The organism is Nonomuraea glycinis (genome assembly GCF_014646515.1).
In the GTDB taxonomy this organism is placed as follows: domain Bacteria; phylum Actinomycetota; class Actinomycetes; order Streptosporangiales; family Streptosporangiaceae; genus Nonomuraea; species Nonomuraea glycinis.
On the sequence record NZ_BMNK01000008.1, the window covers coordinates 258,539 to 279,216 of the forward strand.

A 20,678-nucleotide genomic window follows, 5' to 3' on the forward strand; every position below is an offset into this window, starting at 1 on the left:
CTCAAGGACTAGACGACTGCGAGCTTCTCGGCGTAGTGGCAGGCCGCGCCCTGGTCCTCGCCAAGGGTGCGGATCTCGGGCTCGGTGTCCACGCACAGGCTCCGCTCCGCGCCGGTCAGCACCCCGGCGAACTTCGGGCACCGGGTGCGGAAGCGGCAGCCCGACGGCGGGTCGGCCGGGTCGGGCAGGTCGCCGTCGAGCAGGGTCCGCTCGCGGGCCCGCTCGCGGACCGGGTCGGGCAGCGGGATCGCCGACAGCAGCGCCTGCGTGTACGGGTGGGCGGGCGTCCCGTAGACGGCCTCGACCCGGCCGATCTCGGCGATCCTGCCGAGGTACATCACGGCGACCCGGTCGGCGAGGTAGCGCACCACGGCCAGGTCGTGCGCGACGAACAGGTAGGACAGGCCCAGCCTCGTCCGCAGCGAGTCGAGCAGGTTGATCACGCCCGCCCGGATGGACACGTCGAGCGCGGAGACGGGCTCGTCCAGCACCAGCAGCCTGGGCTCCAGCGCCAGCGCGCGGGCGATGCCGATCCGCTGCCGCTGGCCGCCGGAGAAGTCCTGCGGGTAGCGGGCGGCGTGCGAGGGGTCCAGGCCGACCAGGTCGAGCAGCTCGGCCACCCGTGCTCCCGGCGCCCGCCCACCGTGGGCGCGCAGGGGGGCGCGCGGGTGGGTGCGCAGCGGCTCGGCCAGGATGTCGTAGATCGTCATGCGGGGGTCGAGGGCGGCCAGCGGGTCCTGGAAGACCACCTGCATGTCGCGCCGGATCGCGGCGCGCTGCTCGCGGGTGAGCCGGGCGGTGTCCCTGCCGAGCACCACGACCCGCCCCTCCTGCGGCTCGGCCAGCTCCAGGATCTGCGTCAGCGCCGTGGTCTTGCCGGATCCGGACTCGCCGACCAGGCCCAGGGTCTCGCCCTCGCGGATGTCGAAGCTGACGCCCGCCACCGCGTGCACGGTGCCGACCCGGCGCTTGAAGATCGCGCCCTTCCGCACCGGATAGTGCTTGACCAGCCCGTCGACCTCCAGCACCCGCCGCGCCCCGCGCACCACCGGCCACCCCGGCCCGTCCCCGCCACCGCCGCCCGCCGAAGGCCGCACCGCGCCGTCGTCGTGCGCCCACGGCCGCACCGCGCCGTCCCCGGCCGCCCACGGCCGCACCGCGCCGTCCCCGGCCGCCCACGGCCGCACCGCGCCGTCCCCGGCCGCCCACGGCCGCACCTCGTCCCAGCGGATGCAGGCCGCCTGGTGTCCCGCCCCGACCTCGAACAGCGGTGGTTCCCGGTCCTCGCACGCCTCGATCCGCATCGGGCAGCGCGGCGCGAACGGGCAGCCGGGCGGGCGCGCGGCGGGCGCGGGCGGGTGGCCGTCGATCGGCACCAGCGCCCGCCGCCCGCCGGCGTCGACGCGCGGCACCGAGCCGAGCAACCCCACGGTGTACGGCATGCGCGTGCGGTAGTAGACGTCGTCCACGTCCCCCACCTCGACCGGGCGGCCCGCGTACATCACGAGCACGCGGTCGGCGAAGCCGGCCACCACCCCGAGGTCGTGCGTGATCATGACGATGGCCGCGCCCGTCGCGCGCTGCGCCGTCTTGAGGACCTCCAGCACCTGCGCCTGGACGGTGACGTCGAGCGCGGTGGTGGGCTCGTCGCAGATGATGACGTCCGGGTCGTTGGCGATGGCCATCGCGATCACCACGCGCTGCCGCATGCCGCCGGAGAACTCGTGCGGGAAGGCCAGCGCCCTGCCGCGCGGGTCCGGGATGCCGACCAGGTCGAGCAGGTCGACGGCCTTGGCCAGGGCCTGCTCCCTGCTGACCTTCTGGTGCACGCGCACGGCCTCGGCGATCTGGTCGCCGACCCGGTAGACGGGGGTGAGCGCGGACAGCGGGTCCTGGAACACCATCGAGACGGTCCTGCCGCGAACGGCCCGCAGCTCCCGCTCGGGGGCGCCGAGCAACTGCCTGCCGTGCAGCCGGACCGAGCCGGAGGCCCTGGCCCCCGGCGGCAGCAGCCCCATGACGGCGGCGGCGGCCACGGACTTGCCGGAGCCGGACTCGCCGACGATGCCGAGCACTTCGCCGGGCCGCACGGTGTAGCTCAGCCCGCGTACGGCGTGCACGTCGCCGAAGGAGACCTCCAGGCGCTCGACCTCCAGGACCGGGCTCATCGGGACCTCCTGGCGGTGGGGTCGAACGCGTCGCGCAGCGCGTCGCCGACGAGGTTGACCGCGAGCACGGTGATCACCAGCAGCCCGGCGGCGAACCAGAACGTCCACGGCGCGTAGACGGCGGTCCTGGAGCCGTCGGCGATGAGCGTGCCGAGCGAGACGTCGGGCGGCTGGATGCCGAAGCCGAAGTAGGACAGGGAGGTCTCGGTGAGGATGGCGGCGCTGACGTTCAGGGTGGCGTCGACGATCAGCAGCGACGACAGGTTGGGCAGCACATGGGAAAAGATGATCTTCATGGGTGGCACGCCCATATAGCGGGCCGCCTGGACGAACTCCCGCTGCTTCAGCGAGATCGTCATCCCCCGGGTGATCTTCGAGGTGACCATCCACAGGAACAGCGCCAGCATGAGCACGAACAGCGGCCACTGCCCGGCGCCGAACAGCGGCGACATGATCGCCAGGATGAGGAAGGCGGGCAGCACCAGTAGCAGGTCGGTGAGCCGGCTCAGCACCCGGTCGGTCCAGCCGAGGAAGTAGCCGGCGAAGGCGCCCACCAGGGCGGCCAGCGCGGTGGACACCAGCGCCGCGAGCAGGCCGACGAGCAGCGAGCGCCGCATGCCGCGCAGCGTCATCGCGTAGACGTCGGCGCCCGTCTGCGAGGTGCCGAACCAGTGGGCGGCCGACGGCGGGCGCAGGAACGCCAGGAAGTCCTTGTCGGTGTAGGCCCACGGGCTGAACAGCGGCCCGGCGCACGCGAGCGCGACCAGCACGGCGAGCACCGCGAACCCGAGCCGTCCCTGCCGGGAGGCGAAGAACCGGCCGGTCACCACCCTGAGCCTGGACGGCGGGGCGGCCCGAGCCGGGCCGGGTCCGGTGCGCTCCTCGGCGAGCTCTTCCTCCGACAGCGTCATCCGGCGCCCCGCACCCGGGCATCGAGCACCCGGGGATCCAGCAGGGCGTGCAACGCGTCGGCGGCGAACGAGGCGCAGAGCACCGCGACCGCGGCGAGGCAGGCGATCGCCGCCACGGTGTTGACGTCGTTGGTGAAGATCGAGCTGATCAGGCGCTCACCCAGCCCGTGCCAGCCGAAGATCTTCTCGGTGAAGGTGGCTCCGGTGAGCAGCGCGCCGGTGGTGAAGGCGAAGTAGGTCACCACGGGGATCAGCGCCGTGCGCAGCCCGTGCCGGATGAGCGCCCGGCGCCTGCTCAGCCCCTTGGCCATGGCGGTGCGGATGAAGTCGGCGCCGAGCACGTCGAGCATCATGGTGCGCTGGTAGCGGCTGAAGACCGCGATCAGCCCGAGCGACAGGGTGATCGTCGGCAGCGCGAGATGCCGCAGCCGGTCCAGCAGCGAGCCCCAGAACCCGGCGTCGAGCCCCGCGGTGTACTCACCGCCGACCAGGAGCACCCGGTGGCCGAAGACCTGGTCGTTGGCCCAGGTCCCGGCCAGGATCGCCCCGTTGGCCAGCACCACCACGGGCACCGCGAGCAGCACGAAGGCCGCGGCCGTCGACAGCCGGTCGAACCAGCCGTACTGCCTGACCGCGGCGTACGCGCCGCAGAGCACGCCGAGCACGCTCCCGCAGACCAGCCCGAGCAGGACCAGCCGGAAGGTGACGCCGGCCCGCCGGGCGAGGTCCTCGCCGACCGGCGTGCCGGTCACGCTCCTGCCGAAGTCGCCGTGCAGCACCCCGCCCGCCCAGGTGAGGTAGCGCCGCAGCAGAGGGGTGCGGTCGTTGAGGTTGAGCTCGGTGAGCCGGGCGTCGACGACGGCGGGCGGCGGCTTCGGGGTGCGGTCGGCGTAGTTGGCGCGCGGGTCGAGCGCGCCGGCCGCCAGCAGATAGGCGAGGCTGGCGGCCACGGCCACCAGCAGCACGGAGCCGAGCAGCCTGCGGGCCAGGAACCCCGCCATCGTCCCCCCTCACGCGCGCACTCTGTGTCGCCATATTGCTACACCACGTGAGCGTGCGGGCGCACGCATGTGCCAAGGAGGGGTCTGCTCAGCGTCCGGAAAGTTCGTCCACGGCGGTGCGGACGTCGTCGCTGGTGATGGTGGTCAGCTCGGCGGAGCTGGTGGACTCGCCGGTCGAGGCCAGCGCGGCCAGGCGCACGTCGCGGCGCATGGCCGCGCGCTCGAACAGCGACCTGGCGAACCTGCCGTTGCCGAGGCCGTCGATCAGCCGCTCGTCGCACACCCAGGCGAAGACCTCGTCGAGATCGTTGAGCGCGTCGTCGTCGAAACGGTCGCCGGCCTCCTCCGCCAGCAGCACGGCGATCTCCGACAGCTCGGCCGGCGAGTAGCTGGGGAACGTCACCCGCTGGCTGAACCGGCTGGCCAGGCCGGGGTTGGTGGCGAGGAAGGCGTCCATCTCGCGCTGGTAGCCGGCCAGCACGATGACCAGCCGGTCGCGGTCGTCCTCGGCCCGCTTGAGCAGCGTCTGCACGGCCTCCGCGCCGAACGCGTCGCCGCCGGAGTAGCCGGGGTTGACCAGGCTGTACGCCTCGTCGATGAACAGCACGCCGCCCAGCGCCCGGTCCACCAGCTCGTTGGTCTTGATCGCGGTCGCGCCGAGGTGCTGGCCGACCAGGTCGGCCCGGTGCGCCTCCACCACGTCGGGCCTGGCCAGCAGGCCGAGCGCGGCGAAGACGCGGCCGACGACCCTGGCGACGGTGGTCTTGCCGGTGCCGGGCGGGCCGACGAACACGAAGTGGCGGGTCTGCGCGGGCGTGGGCAGCCCGCGCTCCTGCCGCATCCGGGCCACCTGGAGCTGCGCGGCGATGGCGTGCACCTGCCGCTTGACCGGCGCGAGCCCGGCCATCCTGTCGAGGTCGGCCAGCGCCTCCTCCAGCGTGGGCGTGGCCACGTAGCCGCGGAAGCGGGCGGTCAGCTCGTCGAACGCCTTGGTCACGTCGGCGGTCGTGGTCGTCACCAGGTCCTCGGTGGTCGGCGTGCCGCCCGCGCCCACCACCCGCACGTCGCGGGCCTGGGCGGCCGCCTCGACGAGGCTGCGCGCGAACCGGGCGTTGCCGAGCTCGTCGACGAGCTCCCGCCGGTGTACGTCCTCGAACCGGGCGAGCAGCTTGACCTTGGCCTCGGGGCCCATCGCGTCACCGCGGCGGCGCTGGAGCAGCGCGGTGATCTCGGCCAGCTCGTCCGCCGAGTAGGTGGGAAAGCGCACCCTGGTGGCGAACCTGCTGGCCAGGCCGGGGTTGCTGGACAAGAACGAGGTCATCTCCTGCTCGTAGCCGGCCAGGATGATGATCAGCCGGTCGCGGTCGTCCTCGGCCCGCTTGAGCAGCGTCTGCACGGCCTCGGCGCCGAACCGGTCGGGCTGGCCGTCCCCGGAGTTGACCAGACCGTAGGCCTCGTCGATGAACAGCACGCCGCCCAGCGCCTTGTCGACCAGCTCGTTGGTCTTGATCGCGGTCGCGCCGAGGAACTCGCCGACCAGGTCGGCCCGCTGGCCCTCGACCACGTAGGGGGTCTCCAGCAGGCCGAACGCGTAGAAGATCTTCGCTAGGGTGCGCGCCACGCTGGTCTTGCCGGTGCCGGGCGGGCCGAGGAAGACGAAGTGCCTGGTGGGCCGGCCCGCGGTGTAGCCGGCCTCGGCGCGCAGCCGGGACGCCTCGATGGAGGCGGCGATCGAGCGGACCTGCTCCTTGACCGGAGCCAGGCCGATCATGCTGTCGAGCTCGGCGAGCGCCTCCTCGACCGAGATCTGGGGCAGCGCCGGCTGCTTGTCGGACTGTGGCTCCGGTCTGCCCTCGCGGGCTCGTACGCGTACCTGCTCCTCGGCGCTCATCTCGGATCTGGCCTTGCGGGCGAGCAGGTAGCGGTAGCCGAGGACGGCGGCGGCGGCGCCATAGGCGACCCAGACCGCGAGGGTGCCCGGGATGAACGAGAGCGCGGCGGCGAGCGCCCCGGCGGCCACGAGGGCGAGCAGCGCGGACACCCACGGTGTCACCCAGCGGATCAGATGGGCCGCGGCGACGACCGGCACGGTCAACAACGCCAGCAGGGTCGGGGTCATGGAGGGCAGCGGGAAGATCACCGTGAAGGCCGGGTGCAACGCCAGCCAGCCCGCGATGACCAGGGAAGTGGCGGCGGCACGCGGGAAGTGCAAGGTCAGCGCGACGAAGCAGAGCACGATGACCGTCAGGACGAACGTCGTGTCCAGCCGTCCGCCGAGCGCTGCGGTCACGCCCAGCGCGGCGACCAGGACCACCACGAACAGCACCCGCCGGACCGCCGGTGGAAGCCGGAAGTAACGCTGCCGCACCTGTTCGAACAGATCCCGCATCGCGGCCCGTCCCGCGGTTCGGGTCCTGCTGGACTCCTGCATCACGCCTCCCCGGTCCGCCCCTGGTTATACCGCACCGCACCGTCGATCGGGCGGACCTGACACGCTAGGCGGAGGTCACGAAAGCCGCTACGTGCCGCCCGGGTTCGGTCTGCCAGGCGGCGCGGCCCGGTTGCCGGGCGTGGCGAGGGGGCGCGGAACTCGCAGAGAACAAGATTCTAACTAGCGGCGCTGGTGCCGCCCAGGGAACTCCCCGACCAGCACCTGCTTGGGGGTGACGCGCAGGACGTCCGAGCCGGCCAGCGCGACGCCCCGCACCTCCACCCAGAACCTGCGCTGCAGCGGGTCGGCGGCGAACACCGCCACCCTCGGGTCGGCCTCGATCGCCTCCCACGCCTGGGCCCCGGCGATCACCTTGAGCTCGCCCGAGGCGGTGATCGTGGCCACCGCGCCCGCCACCCCCGGCCCCAGGGCGTCGCCGTAGGCCAGCACGACGGTCCTGGCATAGCCGAACGCCTGGCGCACCTGGGCGGTCAGCACGACGGTCGGCTCGGCTCCCATGGGCAGCTCGCACATGATCAGCGAGGCGCGCCACGGTCCTGGCACCCCTTTCCACCAGGACCGCGCGGCCCGCAGCGCGAACACCACCACCACCGCGCCGAGCGCGCCGAACCCCAGCCGCCAGCCCCAGACCAGCCCGAACCCGCCCCCGGCCGCGCTCCCCACCGCCGCCGCCCCCACCAGCCCGGCCGCGACCGCGAGCCACCGATCGTGGCCGTACCGGCTCGCCCGCCAGGCGCGCAGCATCGGGTACGGCACCGCCAGCGTCGCGACGGCGGCCAGCGGCTCCACCACGAGAGCCGCACAGGCCAACGGCACCAGCACCGACCAGGTACGCCCGAGCAGAACCCACAAGGTCACCCCCGCGTTCCGCAGGGCCGCACGCTCGCCCGCAGCCAGGTCCCGCTCGCTCTCCTCGAAGGCCGCCCGCTCACCCACGTTCCGCAGGGCCGTGTGCTCATGCGTGGCCTGGCGGAAGTGGGTCAGGGCTCGCAGGGGGTGGCCGCGCCAGGTTTCCGCCAGGGAGCGGACGGCGGCCAGCACCGGCCAGCCGAGCACCGCGAGACCGCCCAGCCCGGCCCAGAGCAGGCCCACCCACGGCAGGCCGCCGCTGCGCAGGCCGGGCACCACGGCGATCCCGGCCGGCGCCGAACCGAGCGCCAGCCAGCCGGCGAAGGCGGCGACCGCGACGATCCCGCCTGCGACCGCCGCCCCGAACCACGGGTCGCGCACCAGCATGGCCGGCACATAGGCCCACGCCCGGACCCGGCGGGCCTGCCGTACCGTGAGCCCTGCCATGAGGACGAGCACGGCCAGGCCGCCCAGCACGGCCTGCGGCCCCCGGTCGAAGGCGAGGGCGGCCACCGCGACGGCGGCGGTCGCCACGGCGACCAGCAGGCGGGTCTGGCGCGACCACACCTCCAGGGCCCTCCTGGCTTGGCCGGTGCCGCGCGGGTCGATCGGCCAGGCCGGATCGTGGTGGGTCCTGGACCGCTCCCAGCGCAGCAGGGTCAGGCCGAGGTTGACGCGGGCCTGGGCGTGCCGGGGGTCCAGGCGCAGCGCCTCGCGGTAGGCGCGGGCCGCCTCGGCGTGCTCGGCGCGGAGCAGGTCGAGGTCGGCGACCAGGACGTGCGTGTCCGGCTCTTCCGGGGCGAACCTGGCGGCGAGCGCGGCCTGCTCGGCGGCCTCGTCCCAGCGGCCGGGGACGTGGCGCAGCACGGCGGCCAGGCGCAGGCGGGCCGCCCACGAGCCGGGCGCGAGCAGCACCGCCCGTTCGGCGGCGTCGACGGCTTCCGGGAGCCGCCCGATCCGCTCCTGCGCGAGGCTGACCAGGCGATAGGCCCATTCGCTCGCGGGATCGAGGTGGGCGGCGGCGCCCGCGGCGGCCAGGGCGCTGTCGGGGCGATCGGCGGATAACATGGTGACGGCTCGGGCGCACCAGTCACGTGGTGACCGGTCGGACGTGTCGCTCATTTCATCCGCGCCGTCGGTCCCCACGAGAGCCATGATCGGTCGGCTGGTGGATGCTGAATAGATCCCGACATATGGCTGTATCTCTCTAGAGAGGTATCGACCGGCCCCGGATGATTCGATACCGCTACACCCATGGTGTGACATGGCCTAAGCTGCCACGCAAGTTCATGTGGGCCTGCTGTGGACTGATCGGCCTGCAAGGAGGTCCATGACCGTCACACAGGCCGCTCCCTTCGCACGGCGCCCCGATCCCGAGCCGCGGCACAACCGCTGGGCCATCCTGGCCCTGCTCAGCTTGAGCCTGCTGCTCATCACGGTCGACGCCACTGTGCTGCACATAGCGGTCCCCGCGCTCACCGCCGCCCTGGAGCCGTCGGCGGTCCAGTTGCTGTGGATCGTGGACGTCTACTCGCTGGTCGTGGCGCCGCTGCTGATCATGTTCGGCACGCTCGGCGACCGCTACGGGCGCAAACGCCTGGTCCTCGCGGGGTTCGTCCTGTTCGGCGTCGCCTCGGCGGCGGCCGCCGCCTCGACCACCCCCCTGGCCCTGATCCTGTCCAGGGCGCTGCTCGGCGTGGGCGGCGCGATGATCATGCCGGCCACGTTGTCGATGATCCGGCAGGTGTTCACCGACCGTCGCGAGCGGGCCATCGCCCTGGGCGTCTGGAGCGGGGTCGCCGCCGCGGGGGCCGCGCTCGGACCGCTCGTCGGCGGCCTGCTCGTCGGCTGGTGGTGGGGCGCCGTCTTCCTGATCAACGTGCCGATCCTGCTCGTGCTGCTGCCCGCCGCCGTGCGCCTGCTGCCGAACTCGCGCGAGCGGAGCGATCGGCCGTGGGACGGGCTGAGCGCCGTCCTGTCCGTGCTCGGCATCCTGGCCCTCGCCTTCGGGCTCAAGGAGGCGGGCTCGGGCAGCCTGATGCCCCTGGGCGCCTCCGTCGCCGTCTTCGCGGCCGGGGTGGCGCTGCTGGTCTGGTTCGTCAGACGGCAGACGCGGCTGAGCGCACCGCTGCTGGAGGTGGGCCTGTTCCGGCGCCGCGAGTTCTCCACCGGCGTGGCCGGCGTGCTGTTCGGCGTGTTCGCGCTGGTCGGCCTGCAGCTGATGCTGGCGCAGTATCTGCAGCTCGTGCTCGGCGACAGTCCCGTACGCGCCGCGCTCCGGATGCTCCCGCTGGTGCTGTCGGCCATCGCCGGCGGACTGGCCGCGGCGCACCTGCTGCCCAGGATCGGCATGCGGGCCACCATGAGCGGCGGCCTCGGCCTCGTCGCGCTCGCCCTCCTGCCCACGCTGACCTGGGGCGTCGAAGGCCACCCCGTGATGCTCGCGTGCTGCTTCGTGGGCATCGGCTTCGGCGTCCAGGTCTCCCTGCTCGCCGCCTCCGACACGATCATGTCGTCGGCCACCGAGTCCCACGCCGGTGGCGCCGCCGCCATCGAGGAGACGGCCTACGAACTGGGCGCCGGTCTCGGCGTCGCCGTGCTCGGCACGATCACCACGATCGTGTACGCCCCCGCCCTGCGCACGGTGCCGGGGGTGCCGGAGCCGGGCATGGACCTGGCCAGGCAGTCGCTCGCCGGCGCCGCCCATGTGGCGGACCAGGTGGGCGGCGGCCCCGGCAGCGCACTACTCGACGCGGCCCGCTGGGCCTTCGTCCACGCCCTGCACACGACCGTGGTCGTGAGCGCCATCCTGCTCAGCCTGACCGCCCTGGCCGTGGCCACGCTGCTCCGTCGCGATAGAGGTGTGTGATGTCCCGATCAGGGCAGACAACAACCGTGAGAGAGTCCCTCCGTGACATCGCCGCGATCGTCGCCCGTGTAGGCGTCGGCGGCATCTTCTTCGCCAACGGCTGGCGCAAGCTCGAGATCGGCCTGGCGCAGACCGGAGTGCAATTCCAGGGGCAGGGCGCGCCCGCTCCCCGTGCCTGGGCCACGGTCACCATGCTGACCGAGCTGATCGGCGGCGCGCTGCTGATCGCCGGGCTGATGGTGTCGGTGACCGGGCTGATCCTCTTCGCCGAGGCGGTCGCGGTCCTGTGGGTGGCGCCGCCGCTCAATCCCATCACCCTCAACGAGCTGATCCTGCTGGGCGCGGCCTCGCTGCTGCTGGCCGTGGTGGGCGCGGGGCGGATCTCCGTGGACCACATGGTGGTGATCAGGCGCAGGGAGACGGAGGCGGCCAACGAGTTCGCCGCCGACCATGAGGCCGACGCGGTGATCGCGTCCTTACGCGACCCGGCGAAACCTCCTGCCGACCCCGTGGCGAAGAGCTCCGACGTGAAGGGCTCCGGGCCCGCCGCCAGGAAGGACGCCGCCAAGAAGGAGGAGCCCGGCAAGGCGGCCGAGTCCGACGTCTCGCTGGAGGACACCGCACCGCACGCCAGGCCGCGCCGTACCGAATCCGCTCCTTCCGACGAGCCCGCGCCGGGCGACACGCTGGTGGCGGGGCGCAAGAAGCCGCCGGCCCGCGGCCGGCGCACCACCACCGGCGGCGACTGAGCTCACAGTTCGGCGGTCAGCCGGGCGATCACCCGCATCTTGTTCGTCGCGTCCAGCGCCGCCACCTTGTACGACTCCGCCAGGGTCGGATAGTTGAACACGGCGTTGACCAGGTAGTCGACCGTCGCGCCGCAACCCATGACCGTCTGCCCGATGTGCACCAGCTCGGTGGCCCCGGTGCCGAACACGTGCACGCCGAGCAGCCGCCGGTCCTCGGTGGAGACCAGCAGCTTGAGCATGCCGTACGAGTCGCCGATGATCTGTCCTCTGGCCAGCTCGCGGTAGCGTGAGATGCCGACCTCGAACGGGATCTTGTCCCGGGTGAGCTCGTCCTCGGACTTCCCGACGAAGCTGATCTCCGGGATGGTGTAGATCCCGATCGGCGACTCCTGGTGCATCTCGCCGGCCGGTTCGCCGCACGCGTGGTGAGCGGCGAGTCTGCCCTGCTCCATCGAGGTGGCGGCGAGCGCCGGGAAGCCGATCACGTCGCCCACCGCGTAGATGTGCGGGACCGAGGTGGCGAAGTTCTCGTCCACCGCGATCCGGCCCCGGTCGTCGGCGGACAGCCCGGCGGCCTCCAGGCAGAGCTCGGTCGTGCGGCCCTGGCGGCCGGCGGAGTACATCACGCAGTCGGCGGGGATGCGCTTGCCGCTCTCCAGCACGGTCAGCGCTCCCCGGGAGCGCCGCTCGACCGCGGCCACGGTCTCGCCGAACCGGAAGGTCACCGCGAGGTCGCGCAGGTGGTACTTCAGCGCCTCGACGATCTCCAGGTCGCAGAAGTCGAGCATCCGCTCACGCCGCTCCACGACGGTGACCTTGGTGCCGAGCGCCGCGAACATGGAGGCGTACTCGATGCCGATGACCCCGGCGCCCACCACGACGAGCGTCTCGGGCACCTTCTCCAGATGCAGGATCGCGTCGGAGTCGATGACGGTCTTGTCGTCGAACTGCACGCTGTCCGGCCGGGCCGGCGAGGTGCCGGTGGCGATCACGATCTTGTCGGCCGTGACCTTCTTCTCCTCCTCGTCGTCGATGACGCCGATGGTGTGCGGGTCCAGGAACCGGCCGGTCCCCTGCAGGAGGGTGACGTGGTTGCGGCCCAGCTGGCTGCGGATGACCTGGATCTCCCGGCCGATCACGTGCTGGGTGCGCATCCCGAGGTCGGCGACCGTGATCTCGTCCTTGACCCGGTAGCTCGCGCCGTACAGCTCACGCTGGTTGAGGCCGGTCAGATAGAGGACCGCCTCCCGGAGCGTCTTGGACGGGATCGTGCCGGTGTTGATGCACACCCCGCCGATCATGTTGCGTTTCTCGACCACCGCCACCCGTTTGCCGAGCTTCGCCGCGGCGATGGCCGCTTTCTGCCCGCCTGGACCCGTACCTATGACAACCACATCGAAATCGGCCACACCGCCAGTGTGCTGGCTGGGAACGATCACGAAAAGCCCTGAGCCCCGGTGTTCGCCGTCCGGTCGTCGAGCGCTCTGCGGGCGTAGGCGCGGACGTCGGCGTCCGGGTCCGCCAGGGCGGTGCGCAGCGCGGTGGCCGCGTGCGGGGTCGCCGCCCAGCGGGTGAGCGCGAGCACGACCGCCTTGCGTACGTCGAGGTTGGCGTCGGCGAGCGCGGCGGCGAGCGGTTCCACCGCGGTCTCCCGGTCGGCGGCCGCCAGGCAGCGGGCCGCGCCGACGCGCACCTCCCAGTCGGAGGCCCGCAGCCCGCGCAGCGCCTGCTCCTCCAGCGGGGCGCCGACGGCCCCCGACGCCTCCAGGGCGGCGGCCCGGACCAGCGGGTCGGCGTCGTCGGCCAGCTGCGCCAGCACGGGGGACGGCTTGCCGACGATGCCCAGGCCCTTCGCGGCCCAGACCCGGACCTCCCGGGACGGGTCGGCGGCGGCCGCCGCCACCAGGTCGGACTCGTCGAGTGAGACCAGCCCGCGGATCGCCTCGATGCGCACCCGGCGGTCGGGGTCGTCCATCCCCGTACCGAAGGTGTGCCGGTCGCCGAGCCGCAGGGCGCGCAGGACGTCCAGGCCGGTGGCCCGGACCAGGGCGTCGGCGCTGGTCAGGCGTTCGGCCAGGGCGGCGCCGAAGGCGGGGGTGGCGGGCAGGACCTCGACCAGCTCCCGCAGCCCGGCGGCGGCGGCGCGGCGTACCGTGCCGTGCTCGTCGGCGAGCGCGGCGACCAGCGCCGCGCCCGCGCCCTCCGGGACGGTCTCGGTGAGGGTGGCGATGGCCGCGCGCCGGACCTTGGGGTCGGCGTCGGCGAGATAGGGGGCGAGCCGGTCCACCGTGGGCTGCCCGTCGGCCAGCTCGTTCAGCTCCAGGATCCGGGGCGAGCGCCCGACCGCGGTCCGCTCGGCGCGGTCGGTGGTGACGCGCCGGACGACCGTGGCGACCTGGGCGCCGAGGTGCACCGGCGCGCCTCCGGTGGGCGTGAACTCCGGGACGGGCACGAGGTAGGGCTCCACCGGCCGCTTCACGAACTCCATCGCGCCGTCGGCGCGCCTGCGCAGGTTCAGGTGGTAGAGCCACTCGGCGTCGTCCCGGGCGGGCAGGTCGGCGCGCTCATGGTAGAGACCCCACCGGCTCTCGGTACGGGTGAGCGAGGCGCGGGCGGCCATCTCGGCGCAGTCGCGGATGAAGTCGACCTCCGCGCAGCGCATGAGCTCGTGCGGGGTGCGCGCCCCCATCGAGGCGATCTCGTCGCGCATCCGCTCGAAGGACTCCAGCGCGATCTCCAGCTTGGCGCCGGTCTTGGGCGGGGCGATGTAGTCGTTGACGAAGCGCCGCAGTTTGTACTCCACCTGCTGCTGCGGCGGCCCGTCCGGGTGGCGCAGCGGCCGGTAGATCAGCTCGTGCGCGGCGGCGATCTGGTCCTCGGGCAGCGCCTCGGCGGCGCGGTTGTGCGCGGCGGCGTGCGTGCCGGCGAGGTCGCCGAACACGAAGGCGCCGATCATGTAGTTGTGCGGCACGCAGGCCAGGTCACCGGCCGCGTACAGGCCGGGCACGGTGGTCGCGCCGTGCTCGTCCACCCACACCCCGGAGGCGGAGTGGCCGCCGCACAGGCCGATCTCGGAGATGTGCATCTCCACGTCGTGGGTGCGGTAGTCGTGGCCGCGCCCGGCGTGGAAGGTGCCGCGGGTGGGCCGCTCGGTGAAGTGCAGGATGTTCTCGACCGCGCTGATGGTCTCCTCGGGCAGGTGGGTGAGCTTGAGGTAGATGGGCCCGCGGGCCGAGTCGATCTCCGCGGCCACCTCCGCCATCATCTGCCCCGACCAGTAGTCGGAGTCGACGAACCGCTCCCCCTTGCTGTTGACCTGGTAGCCGCCGAACGGGTTGGCCACGTACGCGCAGGCCGGGCCGTTGTAGTCCTTGATCAGCGGGTTGATCTGGAAGCACTCGATGCCGCTGAGCTCCGCGCCCGCGTGGTAGGCCATGGCGTAGCCGTCGCCGGCGTTGGTGGGGTTCTCGTAGGTGCCGTAGAGGTAGCCGCTGGCGGGCAGGCCGAGGCGGCCGCACGCGCCGGTGGCCAGGATGACCGCACCGGCCGAGACGGTGACGAACTGCCCGGTACGGGTGTCGAATCCGGCGATCCCGGTCGCCCGGCCGTCGACGGTGAGCACCCGGACCGGCATGACCCGGTTCTCGATGCGCACCTTCTCCCTGATGTCGCGGCGGCGCAGCACCCGGTAGAGGACCTTCTTGACGTCCTTGCCCTCGGGCATCGGCAGGACGTAGCTGCCCGAGCGGTGCACCCTGCGCACGGCGTACTCGCCGTACTCGTCCTTCTCGAACTTCACGCCGTAGCGTTCGAGGCGCTTGACCATCTCGTGGCCCCGGGTGGCCGTCTGGTAGATCGTCTTCTGGTTGACGATCCCGTCGTTGGCCCGGGTGATCTCGGCGACGTAGTCCTCGGGCGTGGCCTTGCCGGGGATGACGGCGTTGTTGACGCCGTCCATGCCCATGGCCAGCGCGCCGCTGTGCCGTACGTGCGCCTTCTCCAGCAGCAGGACGTCGGCGCCCTGCTCGGCCGCGGTGATCGCGGCCATCGTGCCCGCGGTGCCGCCGCCGACGACGAGCACCTCGCACTCCAGGTGCAGGCGGTCCTCGATCGAGGGGATGTCCATCTAAAGCTCCTCCAGAATCCTGGCGCGCAGTTCGCCCCTGTCGGCGTCGGGGTCACGCGGCCCCGGCACCTCGATCACCGAGCGGATGCCCTGCCGTTCGAGCACCACCACCCGGTCGGCGAGCAGCAGGGCCTCGTCCACGTCATGGGTCACGAAGACCACGGTCGCCCGGGTGTCGCGCAGCACGTCGAGCAGCAGGCGCTGCATCTGGGCGCGGGTCTGGGCGTCGAGCGCGCCGAACGGCTCGTCCATCAGCACGGCGCGGGGCGCGCCGACGAGGGCCCGGGCGAGCTGGACGCGCTGCCGCATGCCGCCGGACAGCTCGCGGGGCAGCTTGTCCTCCGACCCGGCCAGCCCCACCCGGCCGATCCAGGCGTGCGCCGCCGCCGCGCGCTCGCGCCGCGGGATCCTGCGGATGCGCAGCGGCAGCTCGACGTTGCGCCGGACGGTCCGCCACGGCAGCAGGCCGTCGTCCTGGAAGACCATCGCGCGGTCCCCCGACGTGGCCGCGACCTCCGCGCCGCCCGCCAGCACTCTCCCGCTGTACGGCCTGAGCAGCCCGGCCAGTGACCGGAGCAGCGTGGACTTGCCCGACCCCGAGGAGCCGACGATGACCAGCACCTCGCCGGGCACCACCTCCAGCTCGATCTCCCGCAGGACCAGGTCGCGGCTGTAGCCCAGGGACAGCGCCTCCAGGTGGAACCCCAGCCCGGCCTGCGCCTCGGCGGTCGTCGTGCGTTGCGCGAGCGTCGTCATGCGGTGCTCCCTTCCGCGCGGGGCAGCCAGCGGGTGGCCTTGCGCCCGATGAGTTCGATGGCGGCCGAGGTGAGCCAGCCGAGCAGGCCGATGGTGATCATGCCGACGATCACCGCCGGGTAGTCGACGAGGGTGTAGGACTGCCAGGTGCGGTAGCCGACGCCGAACTCGCCGGAGATCATCTCCGCGGAGATGACGCAGATCCACGCCACGCCCATGCCGACGGACAGCCCGCCGAACAGGCCGGGCAGGATGCCGGGCAGCACGACGTTCCAGAGCACGTGGCGACGGCCGCCGCCGAGCGTCTTGACGGCGTCCTCCCACAGGGTGGGCAGGGCCCGCACGGCGTGCCGGGTGCTGACCATGATCGGGAAGAACGCGGCGACGAAGGTGATGAACACGATGCCCTGCTCGTCGGTGGGGAAGAGCAGGATCGCCACCGGGACCAGCGCGATCGCCGGGATCGGGCGCAGCGCTTCGAGCAGCGGCAGCACCACGTCGCGGGTGTGCGGCGAGCGGGCGACGGCGATGCCCACGGCCAGGCCCGCCACCGCGGCCAGGCCGAACCCGGTGAGGATGCGCACCAGGCTCTGCAGCAGGTCCAGGTAGAAGACCGAGGTGGCGAGCCGGCGCGCGGCCTCACCGGCGATCTCGTCGAGCGTCGGCAGCCGGTCGAAGGTCAGCCACAGGCGCGCGTCGGTGACCGTGAGCAGTTGCCACAGTCCCGCCGCCGCCAGCAGCGAGGCCACCTTGACCACCCCGCTCCACCGCCGGGCGCCCATCAGGTGTCCCCGCCCTGCTCGGCGGCCTTGAGCGCGGCCTCGTAGGTGACGGGCTCGGCCTTCGGGTGCTCCTCGCGGTAGGCGTCGGCGCCGTCCTGCGTGGTGAAGGGCAGGAACCGGGCGTTCGCGGCGGCCTCGGGGTCGCGCAGCCAGACGGAGTCGCCGGCGAACCACTTGGTGCCGGTGGTCGTGTCCGGGATGTACGCGGCCCGTACGGTGTCGCCCGCCTTGGCGATCTGGCGCAGCAGGCAGGTGGGCGTGGCGGCGGGCTGGGTCTCGGTGGCGCCGGTCAGCCAGAGCTCGGAGGCCGTCTTCGGGTCGTCGACCGGCTCGCCGCACACCGGGTTGGTGCCGGTGATCGCGGCCGGGTTCGTCAGCCGGGCCACGTCCGTGTCGTAGGCCGCGCCGTACGCCTTGCGCAGGTAGGAGTCGTTGACGAAGGCCGAGACGTCCACCCCGGGGAAGTCGGTGCCGATCCGCTTGAGGAACGGCACGTCGTGCTCGTGCGCGGCCTTGAGCTGCGGCTTGAGGGTGACGTCGAAGGTGGAGATGCCGCCCCGCCCGTTGTAGAGGTAGACGACCTCGGCCGGCAGGCCGGTGGACTTCGCCACCGACTCGGCGGCCTCCAGGGGGTGCTCGTGCAGGTAGCGGGTGGCGTCCATCTGCGCCTTGAGGAAGGCGTCCACCACCTCGGGGTGCTCCTTGGCGTACGCCTCGCGCTGCACCACGCCGTGGAAGGTGGGCACGTCCAGCGCGGAGCCGTCGTAGATCAGGCGGCCCTTGTCCTGGAAGACCAGCAGGCCCGGCCAGGCCACGAACTGCGCGTAGCCTTGGACGCCGCCGGATTCGAGCTGGGAGGAGCCGACCGCCGGCTGGTGGTTGACGATCTCGGTGTCGGTGGCCGGGTCGAGGCCCGCCTTCTCCAGCGCCTGGACGAGCGTGCCGTGGCCGGCGGAGCCGACGCTGGCGGAGATCTTGGCGCCCTTCAGGTCCTTGAGGGTCTTCGCCTTCGCGCCGGGCGGGACGACGACCATGTTGAGGCCGCCGCGCAGGTTGTAGCCCGTGATGGAGACCAGCTCCGTACGGGCCGCCGGGATGGCCTGGGTGCGGGAGGCGTTGATCAGCAGCGGGTAGTCGCCCATCGAGCCGATGTCGATCTTGCCGGCGACCATCTTGGCGGTGATGGGGGCGCCGGTCTCGAAGTCCTGCCACTCGACGGCGTACTTGTCGCCGAGCCGCTTCTCCAGGTAGCCGAGCGAGCGCAGGAGGGTGCCGGCGGTCACGGTGTTGATGGTCTTGGACTGGTAGCCGACGACGACCGTCGTCTTGCCGGCGCCGCCCGTGGTGCCTGAGACGGAGCAGCCGGCCGCGGCCAGCAGGGCGAGAGCCGCCAGGGCCTTGCGCATGGGGGATTCCTTCATCGCAGCAGAAAGGGGATGTTGATGGTGACGGCGTCGACGGGGCACCTGGCGGCGCACGGGCCGCAGTACCAGCACTCGTCGACGTGCATGTACGCCTTGCCCGTCTCGTCGCTGATCGCGAGCGAGTCGAGCGGGCAGGCCTCGACGCAGAGCGTGCAGCCGTCGATGCAGAGCGCCTCGTCGATGGTGACGGGGACCTCGACCCGCTGCGAGATCAGTGCCATGACTACTCCTCCGGTTCGCGGTTCAGGTGGCCGCGCATGGTCAGCCGGTCGCCTCTGAAGCGGATGAACTCCAGGTCGACCGGCCGGCCGTCGGCCAGGTGGGTGAGCCGCTCGACCATGAGCAGCGCGGCGCCGCGCGGCACGTCGAGCGCGGCTGCGGTGTGGGGATCGGCGTTCACCGCTTCGAGGGTCAGCTCCGCCATGCCGAGCGGCTGGCCGGCGATCCCTTCGAGCAGCACGAAGATGTCGTTGTGCGCCAGATCCGCGTCGAACAGGGGCTCGCCGACCTCACGGAGCAGGTACGTCAGGTCCAGCGAGAGCGGCAGGCCGTTGAGCAGCCGGAGCCGTTCGAGGTAGATGACGTGTTCGCCGGGGGCCAGGCCGAGCCGGTGGCCGACCGTGGCGGGCGGCTCGATCAGGGTCATCGTCCTGACCTGGTTGGTGACCTCGCCGTGCTCGTGCAGGGTCTCGGCCAGGCCGAGCAGCCGGTGCAGGCCGTGCGGATACTTCTCCGCCGCCACCGTGGTGCCCACCCCGGGGCACCGCTCGACGAGTCCCTCCTCGCGCAGCAGGTGCAGCGCCTCGCGCACGGTGTTGCGCGAGGTGGCGAACTCGCGGGCCAGCGCCGCCTCCAGCGGCAACTGGCCGTGCGGGAACTGCCCGAGCACGATCTGCCTGCGCAGCAGATCCGCCACCTGCCGGGCACGATCGGCCCGGCGCCGCCGCGCGACCACCCGTACCATGCTTGCCTCCACTCTCACCTGCGCTGATGCTCAACCTATCAATCAGGTAGGAATATAGGGATAACGGGGAGATTGCGCCACCCAGGCGGCCACGCGCCAGGCCCGCCAACTGCCGTCGAGCGTCAGATTGGGCAAGATCCGCCACCTGCGCTCCCGCATGAGTACGGCCCGCGAGACGTCGTCTCGCGGGCCGTGAAGGTGATCGGGGCCGGTCAGCCCCGGCGCCGGGCTGCGCAGGAGGGGTTGGGGCCGGTCAGTCCTGGCGCCGGGCCATGCAGGGGGCCGGTCAGTCCTGGCGGCGTAGGGCGGAGGTAGGGACCGGGATGGCGGGGAACGGGTTGTCCGGCAGGAGGATGGCCCGGCGCGCCTGGTCCGGCTGGCCCGCCGCGTCCAGGTGCAGCAGCGCCGCGCCGATGCCGGCCGCCCCCACCATGTAGCCGGTGTCGGCGCTCACCTCGCCGGGCCGCAGCCTCCGGTAAGCCTGATACCACCGATAGCCCCGGCCGTCGTGGTCGGTGGCGCGCCCGATCAGGTCCGTGGCGAGCCCGCGCGCGAACTCCAGGTGCGACTCCCGCCCCGTCGCCGCCCACAGCCCGACGAACAGCTCCACCAGCCCCGCCGTGCCACAGCACTGGCAGGCCACGTTCCAGTAGCCCTCGGTCCTGCGGCTGGGGACGCCGCTGCGCGCGATGCCCTGGGCCAGCCGCTCCACCCAGTCCAGGTCGCCCGGCTCGCCGCCCACCCGGTGCAGCTCGTAGAACATCCGGGCCACCCCCGCCGAGCCTGAGCAGAACCCCAGATAGTGCAGCTCGCGGGCCTGCGGCACATGATGCGGCACCACCGCCCACCGGCCCTCCACGTGGCTCACCTCGCGGACGAAGTCGGCGCCGCTGCGCGCCGCCCGCAGGAAGCGCTGGTCACCCGTCACGCCGTAGAGCCGGGCCAGCAGGAACGCCGTGCCCGCCGTACCGGCGAGGAAGCCGGGCGTGACCGCGTCCAGCGGCAGGTCGGCGTGGTTGCCGAAGCGATGCCCGGGGACGGGCAGCCGGGCGATGCGCAGGCCCGCCTCGACGGCGGCCTCCTCGTAGGCGGGCTCGCCGAGGCGGGTAGCCGCGCGCAGCAGGCCCAGCACGATGCCGCCGTCGCCCCGCTGGGCCGACTCGCTCGACCAGCCGACGCCGTCGCCGGAGGTGCGCCCGCGCTGGACGATCAGGTCGGCGATGGCCCGGGACTCGCGCTCGAAGACCTCGTCCCCGAGCACCCAGCCGGCCTCCATGAGCGCGACCATCGTGCCGGTCAGCCCGTGATAGAGGGTGAGATCGCCGCCCTGCTCCCGCCAGGTGGCGGCCAGCCGCCGGGCTCCGGCGCGCGCGTCCTCCAGGTAGGCGTCGTGGCCGGTGGCGGCCGCGAGCTCCAGGAAGAACAGCACGATCCCGGCCGCGCCGGAATGCAGCGACCAGGCCTGCGGGGTGACGGCCGAGGTGCCGTGCGGATCAGGGTTGGCCAGCCAGCGCCGGCCGCGCTCATCGTCGACGGCCGCGGCTCGGATCCACCGCCCTGCCAGGATGGCAGCGGTCAGTGGCGAGTCCGCGCGCACGCTCGACGGTCGAATACTGTCCAGGCTCAC

At 72.8% G+C, this 20,678-nt stretch carries 15 protein-coding genes; 2 read left to right on the forward strand and 13 right to left on the reverse strand.

Annotated features, from left to right (window positions below):
* Nucleotides 1-8 precede the first annotated feature (8 nt).
* The 5 genes from IEY87_RS23805 to IEY87_RS23825 all read right to left on the reverse strand — a co-directional run bounded on the left by IEY87_RS23805 (nt 9) and on the right by IEY87_RS23825 (nt 8,536).
* Nucleotides 9-2,168 (reverse strand): ABC transporter ATP-binding protein, encoded by a 2,160-nt coding sequence (locus IEY87_RS23805; protein WP_189140962.1) that lies wholly within the window; start codon nt 2,166-2,168, stop codon nt 9-11.
* Nucleotides 2,165-3,079: an ABC transporter permease gene (locus IEY87_RS23810; RefSeq protein WP_189140963.1), complete on the reverse strand. Its 915-nt coding sequence runs from the start codon at nt 3,077-3,079 to the stop codon at nt 2,165-2,167. Before IEY87_RS23810 ends, IEY87_RS23805 begins: the two co-directional genes overlap by 4 nt.
* Nucleotides 3,076-4,080: an ABC transporter permease gene (locus IEY87_RS23815; RefSeq protein ID WP_189140964.1), complete on the reverse strand. Its 1,005-nt coding sequence runs from the start codon at nt 4,078-4,080 to the stop codon at nt 3,076-3,078. The genes IEY87_RS23810 and IEY87_RS23815 overlap by 4 nt, the downstream gene beginning before the upstream one ends.
* Nucleotides 4,081-4,168: 88 nt before the next feature.
* Nucleotides 4,169-6,511, reverse strand: a complete 2,343-nt coding sequence (locus tag IEY87_RS23820; protein WP_189140965.1) for an AAA family ATPase — start codon at nt 6,509-6,511, stop codon at nt 4,169-4,171.
* A 180-nt stretch (nt 6,512-6,691) separates the two neighbouring features.
* A complete protein-coding gene (locus IEY87_RS23825; RefSeq protein ID WP_225277534.1) occupies nt 6,692-8,536 on the reverse strand; it encodes a hypothetical protein in 1,845 nt (614 codons plus the stop codon).
* 175 nt (nt 8,537-8,711) lie between these two features.
* Between IEY87_RS23825 and IEY87_RS23830 the strand changes: the two genes are divergently transcribed.
* On the forward strand, nt 8,712-10,250 hold the full coding sequence (locus tag IEY87_RS23830) for an MFS transporter (protein WP_189140966.1): 1,539 nt from the start codon (nt 8,712-8,714) through the stop codon (nt 10,248-10,250).
* Between the two features lie 26 nt (nt 10,251-10,276).
* The gene (locus IEY87_RS23835; protein ID WP_189140967.1) at nt 10,277-10,999 is read left to right on the forward strand and encodes a DoxX family protein; all 723 of its coding nucleotides are present in this window, start codon (nt 10,277-10,279) and stop codon (nt 10,997-10,999) included.
* A 2-nt stretch (nt 11,000-11,001) separates the two neighbouring features.
* On the opposite strand, the gene sthA is transcribed toward IEY87_RS23835, so the two are convergent.
* The 8 genes from sthA to IEY87_RS23875 form a co-directional block, all read right to left on the reverse strand.
* Entirely contained in the window at nt 11,002-12,408 is a 1,407-nt protein-coding gene (gene sthA, locus IEY87_RS23840) for a Si-specific NAD(P)(+) transhydrogenase (protein WP_189140968.1), read from the reverse strand.
* 26 nt (nt 12,409-12,434) lie between these two features.
* Entirely contained in the window at nt 12,435-15,125 is a 2,691-nt protein-coding gene (locus tag IEY87_RS23845; RefSeq protein WP_189140969.1) for a fumarate reductase/succinate dehydrogenase flavoprotein subunit, read from the reverse strand.
* Entirely contained in the window at nt 15,126-15,881 is a 756-nt protein-coding gene (locus IEY87_RS23850; protein WP_189140970.1) for an ABC transporter ATP-binding protein, read from the reverse strand.
* The gene (locus IEY87_RS23855) at nt 15,878-16,663 is read right to left on the reverse strand and encodes an ABC transporter permease (RefSeq protein ID WP_189140971.1); all 786 of its coding nucleotides are present in this window, start codon (nt 16,661-16,663) and stop codon (nt 15,878-15,880) included. Before IEY87_RS23855 ends, IEY87_RS23850 begins: the two co-directional genes overlap by 4 nt.
* Nucleotides 16,663-18,069 carry an ABC transporter substrate-binding protein gene (locus IEY87_RS23860; protein WP_189140972.1) on the reverse strand — a complete coding sequence of 469 codons (1,407 nt, stop codon included), beginning with the start codon at nt 18,067-18,069 and terminating at the stop codon, nt 16,663-16,665. The genes IEY87_RS23855 and IEY87_RS23860 overlap by 1 nt, the downstream gene beginning before the upstream one ends.
* Nucleotides 18,070-18,080: 11 nt before the next feature.
* On the reverse strand, nt 18,081-18,308 hold the full coding sequence (locus tag IEY87_RS23865; protein ID WP_189140973.1) for a 4Fe-4S dicluster domain-containing protein: 228 nt from the start codon (nt 18,306-18,308) through the stop codon (nt 18,081-18,083).
* 2 nt (nt 18,309-18,310) lie between these two features.
* Nucleotides 18,311-19,051 carry a GntR family transcriptional regulator gene (locus IEY87_RS23870; protein WP_189140974.1) on the reverse strand — a complete coding sequence of 247 codons (741 nt, stop codon included), beginning with the start codon at nt 19,049-19,051 and terminating at the stop codon, nt 18,311-18,313.
* Nucleotides 19,052-19,337: 286 nt separating this feature from the next.
* A complete protein-coding gene (locus IEY87_RS23875; protein ID WP_225277533.1) occupies nt 19,338-20,678 on the reverse strand; it encodes a lanthionine synthetase LanC family protein in 1,341 nt (446 codons plus the stop codon).

Coding starts and splice junctions, on each gene's coding strand:
- IEY87_RS23830 (WP_189140966.1), top strand. CDS start 8,712: ATGACCGTCACACAGGCCGCTCCCTTCGCACGGCGCCCCGATCCCGAG.
- IEY87_RS23815 (WP_189140964.1), bottom strand. CDS start 4,080: ATGGCGGGGTTCCTGGCCCGCAGGCTGCTCGGCTCCGTGCTGCTGGTG.
- IEY87_RS23865 (WP_189140973.1), bottom strand. CDS start 18,308: ATGGCACTGATCTCGCAGCGGGTCGAGGTCCCCGTCACCATCGACGAG.
- IEY87_RS23870 (WP_189140974.1), bottom strand. CDS start 19,051: ATGGTACGGGTGGTCGCGCGGCGGCGCCGGGCCGATCGTGCCCGGCAG.
- IEY87_RS23845 (WP_189140969.1), bottom strand. CDS start 15,125: ATGGACATCCCCTCGATCGAGGACCGCCTGCACCTGGAGTGCGAGGTG.
- IEY87_RS23860 (WP_189140972.1), bottom strand. CDS start 18,069: ATGCGCAAGGCCCTGGCGGCTCTCGCCCTGCTGGCCGCGGCCGGCTGC.
- IEY87_RS23825 (WP_225277534.1), bottom strand. CDS start 8,536: ATGGCTCTCGTGGGGACCGACGGCGCGGATGAAATGAGCGACACGTCC.
- IEY87_RS23810 (WP_189140963.1), bottom strand. CDS start 3,079: ATGACGCTGTCGGAGGAAGAGCTCGCCGAGGAGCGCACCGGACCCGGC.
- IEY87_RS23820 (WP_189140965.1), bottom strand. CDS start 6,511: ATGCAGGAGTCCAGCAGGACCCGAACCGCGGGACGGGCCGCGATGCGG.
- IEY87_RS23855 (WP_189140971.1), bottom strand. CDS start 16,663: ATGGGCGCCCGGCGGTGGAGCGGGGTGGTCAAGGTGGCCTCGCTGCTG.
- IEY87_RS23850 (WP_189140970.1), bottom strand. CDS start 15,881: ATGACGACGCTCGCGCAACGCACGACGACCGCCGAGGCGCAGGCCGGG.
- IEY87_RS23805 (WP_189140962.1), bottom strand. CDS start 2,168: ATGAGCCCGGTCCTGGAGGTCGAGCGCCTGGAGGTCTCCTTCGGCGAC.